The 14,616-nt window shown below is 27.2% G+C and carries 12 protein-coding genes, 2 pseudogenes and 1 riboswitch; of the genes and pseudogenes, 8 read left to right on the top strand and 6 right to left on the bottom strand.

The features are described from left to right. Positions 1-233 (top strand): hypothetical protein (locus R5Z65_RS04960; RefSeq protein WP_317367457.1); only part of this gene is annotated, 233 nt, incomplete at its 5' end. Between the two features lie 221 nt (positions 234-454). Here the strand turns inward: R5Z65_RS04960 and R5Z65_RS04955 are convergent. The 3 genes and pseudogenes from R5Z65_RS04955 to R5Z65_RS04945 form a co-directional block, all read right to left on the bottom strand. After that, positions 455-868 carry a thioesterase family protein gene (locus tag R5Z65_RS04955; protein WP_317367455.1) on the bottom strand — a complete coding sequence of 138 codons (414 nt, stop codon included), beginning with the start codon at positions 866-868 and terminating at the stop codon, positions 455-457. 29 nt (positions 869-897) lie between these two features. Beyond that, entirely contained in the window at positions 898-1,470 is a 573-nt protein-coding gene (locus tag R5Z65_RS04950) for a folate family ECF transporter S component (RefSeq protein WP_317367453.1), read from the bottom strand. A gap of 55 nt (positions 1,471-1,525) precedes the next feature. Then, a riboswitch (THF riboswitch) is annotated at positions 1,526-1,624 on the bottom strand. Positions 1,625-1,920: 296 nt separating this feature from the next. Then, positions 1,921-2,097: pseudogene (locus tag R5Z65_RS04945) on the bottom strand (PspC domain-containing protein); the annotation flags it as partial. Positions 2,098-2,318: 221 nt separating this feature from the next. Here R5Z65_RS04945 and R5Z65_RS04940 point away from each other — a divergent pair. The 3 genes from R5Z65_RS04940 (at position 2,319) to R5Z65_RS04930 (ending at position 5,334) form a co-directional block, all read left to right on the top strand. Then, positions 2,319-3,656 carry an MATE family efflux transporter gene (locus R5Z65_RS04940; RefSeq protein ID WP_317367450.1) on the top strand — a complete coding sequence of 446 codons (1,338 nt, stop codon included), beginning with the start codon at positions 2,319-2,321 and terminating at the stop codon, positions 3,654-3,656. Positions 3,657-3,746: 90 nt separating this feature from the next. Next, entirely contained in the window at positions 3,747-4,901 is a 1,155-nt protein-coding gene (locus R5Z65_RS04935) for a S41 family peptidase (RefSeq protein ID WP_317367449.1), read from the top strand. A 61-nt stretch (positions 4,902-4,962) separates the two neighbouring features. Next, complete coding sequence (locus R5Z65_RS04930; RefSeq protein ID WP_317367447.1) at positions 4,963-5,334, top strand: RidA family protein; 372 nt, start codon at positions 4,963-4,965, stop codon at positions 5,332-5,334. A gap of 53 nt (positions 5,335-5,387) precedes the next feature. On the opposite strand, the gene R5Z65_RS04925 is transcribed toward R5Z65_RS04930, so the two are convergent. After that, the gene (locus tag R5Z65_RS04925; protein ID WP_317367446.1) at positions 5,388-6,245 is read right to left on the bottom strand and encodes a helix-turn-helix transcriptional regulator; all 858 of its coding nucleotides are present in this window, start codon (positions 6,243-6,245) and stop codon (positions 5,388-5,390) included. Positions 6,246-6,449: 204 nt separating this feature from the next. Here R5Z65_RS04925 and R5Z65_RS04920 point away from each other — a divergent pair, with 204 nt between their 5' ends. The 4 genes and pseudogenes from R5Z65_RS04920 (at position 6,450) to R5Z65_RS04905 (ending at position 11,602) form a co-directional block, all read left to right on the top strand. Then, the gene (locus R5Z65_RS04920; protein WP_317367445.1) at positions 6,450-8,243 is read left to right on the top strand and encodes an L-fucose isomerase; all 1,794 of its coding nucleotides are present in this window, start codon (positions 6,450-6,452) and stop codon (positions 8,241-8,243) included. A gap of 15 nt (positions 8,244-8,258) precedes the next feature. Further along, positions 8,259-9,728: a rhamnulokinase family protein gene (locus R5Z65_RS04915; protein WP_317367444.1), complete on the top strand. Its 1,470-nt coding sequence runs from the start codon at positions 8,259-8,261 to the stop codon at positions 9,726-9,728. Between the two features lie 166 nt (positions 9,729-9,894). Beyond that, entirely contained in the window at positions 9,895-10,581 is a 687-nt protein-coding gene (locus tag R5Z65_RS04910) for a class II aldolase/adducin family protein (protein ID WP_317367443.1), read from the top strand. A gap of 68 nt (positions 10,582-10,649) precedes the next feature. Next, a pseudogene (locus R5Z65_RS04905) lies at positions 10,650-11,602 on the top strand (iron-containing alcohol dehydrogenase). Positions 11,603-11,643: 41 nt separating this feature from the next. Here the strand turns inward: R5Z65_RS04905 and rpoD are convergent. Next, positions 11,644-12,789 (bottom strand): RNA polymerase sigma factor RpoD, encoded by a 1,146-nt coding sequence (rpoD, locus tag R5Z65_RS04900; protein ID WP_317367442.1) that lies wholly within the window; start codon positions 12,787-12,789, stop codon positions 11,644-11,646. 20 nt (positions 12,790-12,809) lie between these two features. Beyond that, positions 12,810-14,561: a DNA primase gene (gene dnaG, locus R5Z65_RS04895; protein ID WP_317367441.1), complete on the bottom strand. Its 1,752-nt coding sequence runs from the start codon at positions 14,559-14,561 to the stop codon at positions 12,810-12,812. Positions 14,562-14,616: the final 55 nt, after the last annotated feature.

Here is a 14,616-nt window from a genome sequence, read left to right as displayed (position 1 = left end):
TAATTAATATTAATAAAAAAATTAATATTTTAGATTTTATATTACAAATACCTAAAATATTACTGTTAGTATTGACTGTATATACATTCCATAAGGTATTTAATTTTGATAATAAATTTAGGATAAGAGCTATATTTTACCAACTATTTGGTGTTGCAGGAATAATTATATTGTATTTTATATTAAAAATAAATATTTATATAACTTTTAGTTTTACACTTTATAATTTATAAAATATATATTTTTATAAAAACTTAGTTATAGATACTTATAATAATATAAAAAATTATTTCTATGTGGATAAGTCATTAATATTTATAAATATTAGTGAAGATATAGTAATTATTATACTTAACTTATTAGTATGTATATGTGGAATTATATATATTTTTAAAAAAATTTGCAAAAGAAAAAGGGTATAGAATAATAAATCTACACCCTTTTTTGATTAAATTTAATTTTTATAAGCTGAGTTTATAATATTATAAAGTTCTAAGTTTTGTTTTTTTATATTAATAAGTTTAAAATATTTATTAACAAAAGGGTGTTCTGTATACCCTGTATTAATAAGCTCGTTATTTTTATATATTTTATATTCAAATTCTAATTTTATAGGGGATACATTTTTTAAAAATGTATGTATTGTTAAAACATCTTCATATAGAGCAGGTTTTATATATTTACAGCTAAGTTTACTTAAAGGAAATAATACACCCATTTTTTCTATATCTGTGTAAGAAATATTTAAACAAGATTTTATAAAATTTGTTCTGGCTTCTTCATACCATATAGGATATACAGAATGATGAGCTACGCCCATTTGGTCAGTCTCTTGATATCTAACTTTAACTTGAGTTTCAAAAAACATAAAATCACCCTTTATTATATATTAAAATATTAATTTTTTGTATTTATATTATCATCTAAATTTAATTGATAGTATATTTTATTTATTGCTTTTAATAGAACGTACATAACTATACAATGTATAGGTGTAACTATAAGCTCTTTATATATCCTAGCAGGTAAAAGAACAAGAAAACCTTTGCCAGAAAACATAGAGTACCAATAAGTACCAAAAGTTAAGTTTACAATTACACTTATAAGAATTTTACAAGCAATAATTCTTAATATTAAATTTTTATTACCGTGCATTTTTCTGTAAAGAAAAGAGCCATAAAAAATACCACCTAAAATAGCATTAAACGTAAATCCAAAAAAATATGCTCCTTTTGGATTTATTAAGTGTGTTAATACATCTGTTAAACCTCCTAATATACTAGATACAGCAGGTCCAAACAGAAATCCAGCAATAGAGTTAGCTATAAAAGAAAATGTAATAATAGTAATACCATCTATTTTTAATGCTTGTGTATTAAGCATTAAGGATATAGCTAATAAAAGACCACAAATAACTATTGTTTTAGTCTTTTTTAATTCTAAAAAAGAATTTTTAAATAAATTAAACATAAATTACCTCCTAAGTAGTTGATAAAATATGCTACAAACATAGATTTACTATGTTAGCAGCGGGATGCGGAATATGTATCGCAAGAAAAATCTTTTCGTATAATAAGCAACTCCCCGTCTTAATATCACTTAACGCACATCTTCCTACTCTGCATAAAAATTAAATTTACTATTAATTATAACATAAAAATGTAATATATTACAATAACTAATAATCAATTTTTTGAGTACTTTGTATTTAAAAACAAATATTCCTATATATTTTTATTCATAAAAATTAATACAAACACTCATATATAATTTTTTATTTAAAATATAAGTCATACCTTAATTATATTTAGGAATAAAAATAATACTATATAAAACATAGTATTATTTTTCATCAAACTCGCTAAAATCATAAAATCCTTCTTTATTTTTTGGTGAAGGTGTTTTTTTAGGGTTTTTACTTGGCATTATAATCCAAAATATAATGTATATAGGTATAGGAGCAGATATAAAAATAAAAGAAAATAGTACAAAAAGTATTCTTATAATTGTAGGGTCTATTTTAAAATATTCACCAATACCACCACAAACTCCACCTATCATTTTATCTGTTTTTGATAGTGTAAGTCTTTTTTCCATAAATATATACTCCTTTCTATTTATTAAAAATATAATAAAATGTATTTTAATTTTATTAAGTATAGTGTCTAAAAAATTAATTTATGTTTAATAATACGAAATAATTATAATAAAAGTTTATAGAAAATACAATATGTTTAAAAAATTTTTTAAGTAGTTGCAATTTATTTATTTTAATGATAAAATTTTTAATAGTAATTTTATAAAATGGGGAGGGTTATATGAAAAACTTTTTTTCTGATAAGGCATTTTTTAGAAATTTGTTTTTACTAATTATACCAATCATATTTCAAGAACTATTAAACTCTTCAGTAAACCTTGTAGATAATTTTATGATAGGTCAGTTGGGAGAGGTAGCTATTACATCTGTTGGGCTTGCTAACCAAATATTTTTTATATTTAACCTTATATTATTTGGCGTAAACAGTGGAGCATCTGTTTTTGTAGGACAATATTTTGGTAAAGGTGATTTTAGTGGTATACATAAAGTTATGGGGCTTGGGATAATATTAAGCCTTTTAAATGCCTTAATATTTGTTACAGCTATTGTGTTTGCACCAGAGTTTTTAATGTCTTTATATTCTAAAGACCCAGCTGTTATAGCAGAGGGTGTAAATTATTTAAAGGTTATATCTCCTGCTTATTTTGTTATAGCATTTATTATGGCTATAAATGCAGCACTAAAAGCTATTAGAAAAACACATTTTCCTATGATAACAACTTTTATAGCACTTATAACTAATATTATTTTAAACTATTTATTTATATTTAAATTAGGATATGGTGTAAAAGGTGCTGCTATGGCAACATTATGTGCTAGATGTGTTGAGCTTAGTGCACAACTTTTAATTACTTTTGGTACAAAAGCACCTATTTTAACTAATATTAAAAATTATTTTAACTTTAACAAAAGTTTTGTTGCATCATATTTTGATGTTTGTACACCTATAATATTAAATGAAATATTTTGGTCTATAGGTATATCTGTTTGTAATATGGCTTACAAATTTAGTGGTACTGATGCACAATCTGCTATACAAATTACAGGTACTATACAAAACTTATTTGTTGTTATGGGGGTTGCTATTGGTGGAGGTTGTGGCATATTACTATCTAATACACTTGGACGTGGAGATATAGAAAAAGCAAAAGAGTACTCCAAAAAATGTATGATACTTACAGTAATTATAAGTAGTATTATGGGTATTATACTTGTTATATTATCACCTTATATTATAAATATGTTTAATGTAAAAGATTTGGTTAAAGAATATACACATAAACTTCTAATGGTAGTTTCGTTTGGCTTAATATTTAAAACATATAATTATACAACAATAGTAGGTATATTAAGAAGTGGTGGAGATACAAAATATACTGCTATATTAGATTTTTCTAGTGTTTGGCTTATTGGTATACCAATGGCATTTTTAGGTGCTTATTTTTTAAATTTACCTATATATATAACTTATGCTATGGTGTATTTAGAAGAGATTATTAAAGGATTTTTAACTAGTACTAGAGTTAAAAAATATAAATGGGCTAAATCTTTAGTTTAAAAATTACTAAACTATTAATAAATTTTAAATTTAGCTAATAAAATAATATAGAAGCCATTTTATTATAGAGCAAAAGTAAGAGGTGAAAATATGAATGATAATAAAAAAAGCTTTTTTATGGGTGTTATTTTTGGTATGGTAGTTTTATTTGTTATAAATAGCTTTATAACTAATGCAAACTTGCTTTATAAAAGATTTATATTAAGAGAGATGACTACAAACCAAAAAATATCACAAATACAAGATATTGTAGATACATATTATGTAAATGAATATGATAAGGAGCTTATGGAAGAAACAATGTATAAGGGAATGATAGCTTCTTTAAAAGACCCATATTCTTATTATATGTCAGAAGAAGAGCTTAATCTGTTTTTACAAGATACCGAAGGAAATTATGTTGGTATTGGCATAATGGTAAATTTGACAGAAGATGAAAAGATACTTATTAACAAAGTATTTGAAGGTTCACCAGCACAAGAAATTGGCTTAAAAGTAGGAGATAAAATAATAAAAGTTAAAGATAAAGAAGTTAATTTAGAAAATTATCAAAGTTTAGTATCTGATATTAAAGGGGAAGAAGGAAGCAAAGTTAAACTTACTATATCTAGAGAAAAAGAAAATAAAACTTTTGATGTAGATGTTACTAGAAGAAGCTTAGATGTACCTACAGTAGAGTATAAAATTTTAGAAGATAATATAGGTTATATATCTATATCTCAATTTGATAGAGTTACATATGACCAGTTTAAAATTGCTTTTGATGATTTAAAAAATTCTAATGGGCTTATAATAGACCTTAGAAATAACCCAGGAGGATTGCTAACAACAGTTAATAAAATAACAGATATGTTAGTACCAGAAGGAACTATAACATATATAGAAGATAAATATGGAAATAGGGATTATCACAAATCTGATGCTAATGCATACAATAAACCTTTAACTATACTTGTAAATAAAGATTCTGCATCTGCATCTGAAGTTTTATCTGGTGCTGTTAAAGATTTTGGAGTTGGGAAGCTAGTAGGAGAAACTACTTATGGAAAAGGTGTTGTACAAAATATGTATACTTTACCAGACAATAGTGGAGTAAAAATAACTATGGCTAAATATTACACACCTAGTGGAGTTTGTATACAAGGTACAGGTATTGAACCAGACTATAAAGTTACTAACCCTTTAGATAATAGTAGAGATTTACAGTTGGAAAAAGCGATAGAGGTTATTAAAAATTGGAAATAATGTTGACTAGCAAAATAAAAAAATGTATACTATTAACAAATATTTTTTGGAGGTAAACTTTATGAGAAAGATACATTCTGACAAAGCACCAAAAGCAATAGGACCTTATTCTCAAGCAGTATTAGTTAATAATAGTCTTTACACATCTGGGCAAATAGCTTTAAATACTGAAGGTAATATTGTGGGAGATAATGTTACAGAACAAACAGAACAAGTTATGCAAAATTTAAAAGCTGTTTTAGAAGAAGCAGGTACAAATTTTGAAAATACTATAAAAACTACTTGTTTTTTATCGGATATGAAAAACTTTGCAGATTTTAATGAGGTATATTGTAAATATTTTACGTCTAACCCTGCTCGTTCTTGTGTAGCTGTTAGAGAGCTACCTAAACAAGTTTTAGTTGAGGTAGAGGTTATAGCTTTGGTAAAATAAATAAAAATAAAAAATACCACTTTTTGTGGTATTTTTTATTATAAATATAAAAATTATGGCATAGACATAGTATTTCTAAATTTCTTTGGGCTTATGCTTTTTTCTTTTTTAAATGTTTTTATAAAATAGCTTAAATCATTAAATCCACAGTTTAGACAAATGTCAGTTATAGACAAATCTGTTGTTAAAAGCATACCACAAGCTATTTCTATCCTATAGGAATTTAGGTATTGTATAGGAGATTTTCCTGTCATTTCACTAAATATCTTTGTGAAATATTTTGGATTTAGGTTTATTTTATTTGCCAAATCTTCTAAAGTTATATCTCTAGAGTATTCTAGCTCTATAAATTCTAACACATTTTTTAATTGATTTATCCTTTTTGCATTTTTATCTAACGTATTAATATTTTTTACATATAATTTATTTCCTATTATTATTCCAAATATTAAGTATAAATATCCTTGGATTAAAAATTCATATCCTAAAGGTTTATTTCTCATACAATCAAAAATTTTATTTAAGTATGTATTTATATCATTATTTTTATGTATATCATAATGGATAGATATTTTTTTATTTAATATATCTTTTAAATAATTTGTACAAATATTATTATTTTTTATAAACATATTCATATCTAAAACTATACATTCGTATATACAGTTTTTTGGTGTACCACCGTGAAGCATTTCTGGTGAAATAAAAATAAAATCGTCTTTTTGTGCAGATACCATTTGTTCGTTTAACATTATTTTAAAAGTACCCTCTATTATCTTTATTATTTCTATTTCTGTATGCCAGTGATAGTGCATATTATATCTTATATCGTCTGGAGTTATAAAGTAAAATTCTATTGGAAAATTAAACGTACCTCTTATTTTATTTTCTTTGTATTTTAAATAATTCATAAAAATAAGCTCCTTTTATAATAAATATTATGCAAAAATATATAAAAGTTGTATGTTTTATATTATAACATAAAAATATTGAATATAAAAGTGAAAATAATTATATTTTTTTAATATAAAAATACAAGAAAAAGTATATTATTAGTGGTATTATATACATATAAATTAATTATTAATTATGTTTTTAATAAGGAGGTAATAGAAATGAGTAAAAGTAGATTAGTAGGAGATTATCCAGTTATTGGTATTAGACCAACTATAGACGGTAGACAAGGTGTTGTAAACGTTAGAGCTTCTTTAGAAGAACAAACTATGAATATGGCTAAATCTGCAGCAAAATTATTTGAAGAAAATTTAAGATACTCAAATGGTGAGCCTGTAAAAGTTGTTATTGCAGATACAACTATTGGTAGAGTACCAGAAGCTGCTGCTTGTGAAGATAAATTTAGAAAAGAAGGTGTAGATATTACTTTAACTGTAACACCTTGTTGGTGCTATGGTGCTGAAACTATGGATATGAACCCTAAAACTATAAAAGGTGTATGGGGATTTAATGGTACAGAAAGACCAGGGGCAGTATATTTAGCATCTGTTTTAGCTACACATACACAAAAAGGATTACCTGCTTTTGGCATATATGGACACGATGTACAAGATGCAGATGATACTTCTATACCAGAAGACGTTAAAGAAAAACTTTTAAGATTTGGTAGAGCAGCTGTTGCAGCAGCTACTATGAGAGGTAAATCTTACTTACAAATTGGCTCTATATGTATGGGTATTGGTGGTTCTATAATAGACCCTAATTTTATAGAAGAATACTTAGGTATGAGAGTAGAATCTGTCGACGAAGTAGAAATTATTAGAAGAATGACTGAAGGTATTTACGATAAAGATGAATATGAGAGAGCTTTAAAATGGACTAAAGAAAAATGTACCGAAGGTTTTGACAAAAATGACCCTAGTGTTCAAAAAACTAGAGAAGAAAAAGATAAGGACTGGGAATTTGTTGTTAAAATGATGTGCATAATTAAAGATTTAATGAACGGCAACCCTAATTTACCAGATGATTGTCAGGAAGAAAAATTAGGACATAATGCAATTGCTGCTGGTTTCCAAGGACAAAGACAATGGACAGATTTTTACCCTAACGCAGACTTTCCAGAAGCTTTATTAAATACTTCTTTTGATTGGAACGGAACAAGAGAACCTTACATACTAGCAACAGAAAATGACGTATTAAATGGTATAGGTATGTTATTTGGTAAACTTTTAACTAATAGAGCACAAATTTTCTCTGATGTTAGAACATATTGGAGTATTGATGCAGTAGAAAAAGCTACTGGACATAGACTAACTGGAATTGCTGAAAAATCTGATGGGTTTTTACATTTAATAAATTCTGGTGCATCTTGCTTAGATGCTTGTGGGCTTGCTAAAGACAAAGATGGTAACAACATTATGAAAGCTTGGTTTGATGTAACAGAGGAAGATAAAGAAGCTATATTAAAAGCTACTACTTGGAACCCTGCTGATGTAGGCTACTTTAGAGGTGGTGGGTTCTCATCTAGATTTTTAACAGAAGCAGAAATGCCTGTTACTATGATGAGATTAAATCTTGTTAAAGGACTTGGCCCTGTTATGCAATTAGTAGAGGGTTATACAATTAAATTACCAGATGAAGTTTCTGATAAAATATGGAAAAGAACTGATTATACTTGGCCTTGTACTTGGTTTGCTCCTATTATTACAGGAGAGGGACCTTTTAAATCGGCTTATGATGTTATGAACAACTGGGGTGCTAACCATGGTGCTATTAGCTATGGACATATAGGTGCTGATATTATTACTCTTTGCTCTATGCTTAGAATACCTGTAAGTATGCACAATGTGCCAGAAGAAAAAGTATTTAGACCTTCTGCTTGGAATTTATTTGGAATGGATAAAGAAGGCCAAGATTATAGAGCTTGTCAAAATTATGGACCATTATACAAATAGTTAGTAGGTGATTTTATGTCTAATGATTATAAAGTTTTAGCAATAGATTTTGGTGCATCTAGCGGTAGAGCTATTATAGGTAATTTTAAAAATGATAAAATAGAAATACAAGAAATACACCGTTTTTCTAATGACCCAGTTAAGATTAATAACACTATGTATTGGGATTTTTTAAGGCTATTTTTTGAAATAAAGCAAAGCCTTATTAAATCTAAAAAATATGGCAAAATAGAAAGTATGGGTATAGATACTTGGGGTGTAGATTTTGGAGCTTTAGATAAATTTGGAAATTTATTGGAAAACCCTGTTCATTATAGAGATGAGAGAACGGATAATATTTTAGAAGATATATTTAAAAAAATAGATAAAGAAGAACTTTATAATAAAACAGGAAATCAAATAATGAATATAAACACAGCATTCCAATTATTTGCCTTAAAAAAACAAAGACCTGATATATTTGAGCGTATAGACAAAATTTTGTTAATGCCAGATTTGTTTAATTACTTTTTTACTGGAAAAATGGCTAGTGAGGTTTCTATTGCATCTACAACTCAGATTTTTGACCCAAACAATAAAAAATGGGCAAAAGATGTTATTGAAAAATTAGACTTAAAAGAAGATATTTTTGCTAATGTAGTTTCTAGTGGAACTACATTAGCTCCTATAAAAGACGATATAGCGGAAGAACTTGATATACATAAATTTAATGTTGTAGCTATAGCAGGACACGATACACAAAGTGCCGTTGTGGCTATACCTACGGAAGAAGACGATTTTATATTTTTAAGCTGTGGAACTTGGTCTTTAATGGGAACAGAGCTTGATAATCCTATAATAAATGAAAAATCTATAAAATATAATATAACAAATGAAATAGGTTATGAGCAAAAAACAACATTTTTAAAAAATATAATAGGTCTTTGGCTTATACAAGAAAGTAAAAGACAATGGGAAAAAGAAGGAAATGAGTATAGCTTTTCTGAACTTGAAAAAATGGCAAGTGATGTAGATGGGTTTAAATGTTTTATAGACCCAGACGATGAAATTTTTATCCATTCTGGAAATATACCTAAAAGAATAAAGAAATATTGTAAAGAAAAATTTGGTACAGAGCTAAAAACAGTGGGAGAAATAGTTAGAACTATTAATGAAAGTTTGGCTTTTAAATATAAAAGTACCTTAGAAGAAATAGAAGATTGTACTGGTAAAAAATATGACAGTATATATATGATTGGCGGTGGTGTGCAAAGCAATATGCTTTGTCAAATGACTGCTAATGCTTGTGGGTGTACTGTTTATGCTGGGCCTATAGAGGCTACTGTTTTAGGAAATATATCTATACAGCTTATAACTAACGGAAAAATTGAAAATATTAAACAAGCTAGAAAAATTATTAAAAATTCTGAGAATATAAAAGTATACGAGCCAAAAGATGTAGAAATTTGGCAAGAGAATTATAAAAAATTTAAAATGTTATTTTAGTATCATATAATTATAAAAATAAATGACTAGATAATAACTAACAACTAACTTTTGAAATTAACAAAAATGAGATGATTTTAACAATTAATCCAATAAATTGTAATTATGGAAGTGGTTTTATTATTAGAGTTGCAAAAGTTTGTTAAATAACTACAGGAGGGAAAAAATGGAAAATTTAAGTTATATGGAAATAAGAGAACAAATTTGTGATGTTTGCCATAAAATGTGGCAATTAGGGTGGGTAGCAGCTAATGATGGTAATGTTACTGTTAAGCTTGATGACGGTACATTTTTAGCAACTCCAACAGGAATAAGCAAAAGTTTTATAACTCCAGAAAAACTTGTAAGAATAGATAAAGATGCAAATATTATAGAAGCTATTGGCAATTATAAACCATCTTCTGAAATAAAAATGCATTTAAGATGCTACATAGAAAGAGAAGACGTAGGTGCTGTTGTTCACGCACATCCACCGACTGCTACTGGATTTGCTGTTGCTAATGTGCCTTTAGATAAATATACAATGATAGAAACAATAGTTGCTTTAGGTTCTATACCTATTACTCCTTATTGTACACCTTCAACAAATGAAGTACCAGAGGCCATAGCTCCATTTTTAGCAGACCACGACGTTATATTATTAAAAAATCACGGAGCTTTAGCAGTAGGTACAGATTTAATAACTGCCTACTATAAAATGGAAACATTAGAGCTTTTTGCTAAAATAAGCTTAAATGCTAGATTATTAGGTGGAGAAGAAGAGGTTGCTAAAGAAAATATAGACAAATTAATAGAGCTTAGAAGCTTTTATGGTGTTACTGGTAGACACCCAGGATATAAAAAATATAGCTAATAAATATTTACATAATATTTATAATATAAATTTAAAAATATTTTTAAAGATTACTAGGAGGTTAAATTATGTATAACAGAATAGTTCTAAATGAAATTTCTTATCACAGGAAAGAGCTATTAAAGAGATTGCTAATGAAGTAAAAAATAAAGGTTTTAAAAAATGTTTTGTTTGTAGTGACCCAGACTTAATTAAATTTAATGTAACATCTAAAGTAACAGATATATTAGATGAAAATAGTATATCTTATGAGGTTTACTCTAAAATAAAAGCTAACCCTACAATTGAAAACGTTAAAGAAGGGGTGGAGGCTTTTAAAAATTCTGGAGCAGATTGTATAGTAGCTATTGGTGGTGGTTCATCTATTGATACTGCTAAAGCTTTTGGTATTATTTCTAATAACCCAGATATGATGAGTAGTATGCCAAAAGGACTTACTGCTTCTACTGGTATGGACGCTTTAACTCACGCCATAGAGGGATATATTACAAAAGCTGCTTGGGAAATGACAGATATGTTCCATATTAAAGCTATTGAGATTATTGCTAAATCTTTAAGAGATGCTTGTGATAATAAAGCAGAAGGTAGAGAACAAATGGCTCTTGGACAATACATTGCTGGTATGGGATTTTCAAATGTAGGACTTGGATTAGTACATTCTATGGCACAACCATTGGGTGCATTTTATGACACTCCTCACGGTGTAGCTAATGCTATTATTTTACCTACTATTATGGAATATAATGCAGAATGTACTGGTGAAAAATATAGAGAAATAGCTAAAGCTATGGGTGTTGAGGGTGTTGAAAATATGACACAAGACGAATATAGAAAAGCTGCAATAGATGCCGTTAGACAACTATCTACTGATGTTGGTATACCTAGTGATTTAAAACAAATCGTTAAAAAAGAAGATATTTCATTTTTAGCTCAGTCTGCTTTTGACGATGCTTGTAGACCAGGTAACCCTAAAGATACTTGTGTAGAAGATATTGTTAAATTATATGAAAGCTTAATTTAGAATAGAATAAAAGACTTAGTTTATAAACTAAGTCTTTTATTCTATTCTAAATAATCTCTAAGTTTTTTACTTCTACTAGGATGTCTAAGTTTTCTTAACGCTTTTGCTTCTATTTGTCTAATTCTTTCTCTAGTAACGTTAAATTCTTTACCAACTTCTTCTAAAGTTCTAGCTCTACCATCATCAAGACCAAACCTTAATCTTAAAACCTTTTCTTCACGGTCTGTAAGAGTGTCTAAAACTTCTATAAGCTGTTCTTTTAATAATGTAAATGCAGCAGCATCTGCAGGTGCTGGAACATCTTCATCTGGTATAAAATCACCAAGGTGGCTATCTTCTTCCTCACCAATAGGAGTTTCTAAAGATACAGGTTCTTGAGCAATTTTTCTTATTTCTCTAACTTTTTCTATAGGCATATCCATTTCTTTAGCAAGTTCTTCATCAGAAGGTTCTCTACCAAGTTCTTGTAAAAGTTGCCTAGATATACGGATAAGTTTATTAATAGTTTCTACCATATGAACAGGTATTCTTATTGTTCTAGCTTGGTCTGCAATAGCTCTTGTAATAGCTTGTCTTATCCACCAAGTAGCATAAGTACTAAACTTAAACCCTTTTTTATAATCAAATTTTTCTACAGCCTTTATAAGTCCTAAGTTACCTTCTTGTATAAGGTCTAAAAATAACATACCTCTACCAACGTATCTTTTAGCAATACTAACAACTAATCTAAGGTTAGCTTCTGCTAATCGTTTTTTTGCAATTTCATCTCCATCTGACATTCTTTTAGCAAGTTCCATCTCTTCATCTGGACTAAGAAGGTCAACTTTACCTATTTCTTTTAGATACATTCTAACGTGGTCATCTATATTTATACTAGCATCTATAAGGGTTAGGTCTATATCTTTTTCAAAGTTTTCAATATTTTCTAAAGAATCTAGTCCATCTATATCATCTAAAGAATCCATAATAACGTCTTCTTTATTATCATCCATTAAAGTTATATCAATAACTTCTATATTTTGAGCCTCCAGATATTCATAGATTTTATCTAAATGCTCTGGGTCTAGGTCCATATCAGATAAAATTTTCATCATATCTTTATATTTTATGATGCCTTTTTTCTTTTTACCTAAAGAAATAAGCTCTTTAATTTTACTAGTAAATAAAGCTTCATCTAATGTTTTCAATTTTTTTCTTCCTTTCAAAATTAAATATTAATATATAATTTATCAAATGTTTTATTATCTTTTAATGCTTTTTCAACCTTTTCTAAATTTTTATTTTCTGAAATTATTTTATTAAAATATGATTTTTTTATAATTTTAATTTGGTCATTTATAACTTTTTCTAAATTATCGCTATTAGAAAAATCTACTTTTAACATAAATACTTTAGAAACTTTTTGTTGTTCTTCAGTATTTTCAAATTTTAGAGTTATTTCTGCAGGATATATAGGTTGATTTTTTTCATTTAGCTCAAAAATTAAGTTTGCAAGTTTTATATATACATCGTCTAAAAAATCATCAGGAGTGATGTAGTTTTTTAATATATTATAAATATTAATATTAGTAGCTAAAATATATAATATGCTTTGTCTTGCTTCATCTAATTTGTTATTATTAATGTTTTTTTTGGGCTTTTTATTAGTTACTTTAAAAGTGTTGTTATTATGAGATAAAATACTATTAACTTCTTCATATATTGCGTCTTTAGATATTTTAGTTATTTGGCTAGCCTCATTAATAAAAACATCTCTTTCTACAGGGCTAGAAAGGGCAGAAATAATTTTGGAAACTTCTTTTGTAAAGTCTATTTTTTGTATAGGGTCATTTATGTTATAATCTTTCATTTTTTGGATAATTTGAAATGATATGTAACTTTTAGCATTATTTAGAAATTGTGTAAAGCTATTAGCTCCAAATTTGGATATATATTCATCTGGGTCTTTTGCATCTTTTACTTGAGCTACTCTAACATTTATACCATTTTCTACTAGTATAGGGATAGCTCTAAGAGTTGCTTTAATGCCAGCATCATCGCTATCAAATAAAGTTATAACTTTATTTGCATACTTTTTTAATAATTTTATATGATTTTCGTTAAAAGCGGTACCTAAAGATGCAACAACATTATTTATACCCACTTGACAAAGAGCTATAACGTCCATATAACCTTCTACTAAGATAAGCTCTTTATTTTTATTATTTTTAGCAATATTTATACTGTATAGATTATAACTTTTATTAAATATAAGTGTGTCGGGAGAATTTAGATATTTAGGGGAAGTTTTACTAGATGTTAAATCTCTACCACCAAATCCTATAATTCTACCTTGAACATCTATAATAGGGAACATTACCCTACCAAAAAATCTATCAAAAAATAAGTTGTTTTTGGTTTTTATAACAAGACCACTTTCCAAAATAAGCTCATCATTATATCCTTTTTGTTTTAAAAAGGTGTATATATCATCTTTTTTAAAAAGAGAATATCCAAGTCCAAATTTTATACGTGTATTTCTATTTATACCACGTTTATCTAAATAATCGTTAGCAATTTGTGCTTGAGGGTTTGATAAGTTTTCATAAAACTTTTTAGCAACTATCTTGTGTATATCATATAGAATTTGTTTTTTTTCTGTTAAAGAGTTATCAAAACTACCATTAGGCTCTGGCAAAGGGTAATTTATTCTATTAGCTAAGTAAGTTATAGCATCTAAAAAGTCATAGTTTTCTATATCCATAATAAAATTATAAACTGTACCAGATGCACCACATCCAAAACAATGATAAAGCTGTTTATCTGGACTAACAGAAAAAGATGGTGTGTTTTCTTTATGAAAAGGACATAGCCCCACATAAGAGCTACCACGTTGCTTTAAAGAAGTATAGCCATTTATAACTTCTACAATATCATTACCAAACCTAATATCCTCTATAACATCATCAGAATATCTCATAAAATATACTTTCTCCATTTATTTTTTACAATAATATATATTATATTCTTTATTA

The sequence above is a fragment of the uncultured Tyzzerella sp. genome, from assembly GCF_963558545.1.
GTDB lineage: Bacteria > Bacillota > Clostridia > Lachnospirales > CAG-274 > Tyzzerella.
The sequence above is the reverse complement of the archived record's forward strand: the minus strand, read 5'-3'. Positions and strand labels throughout refer to the sequence as shown.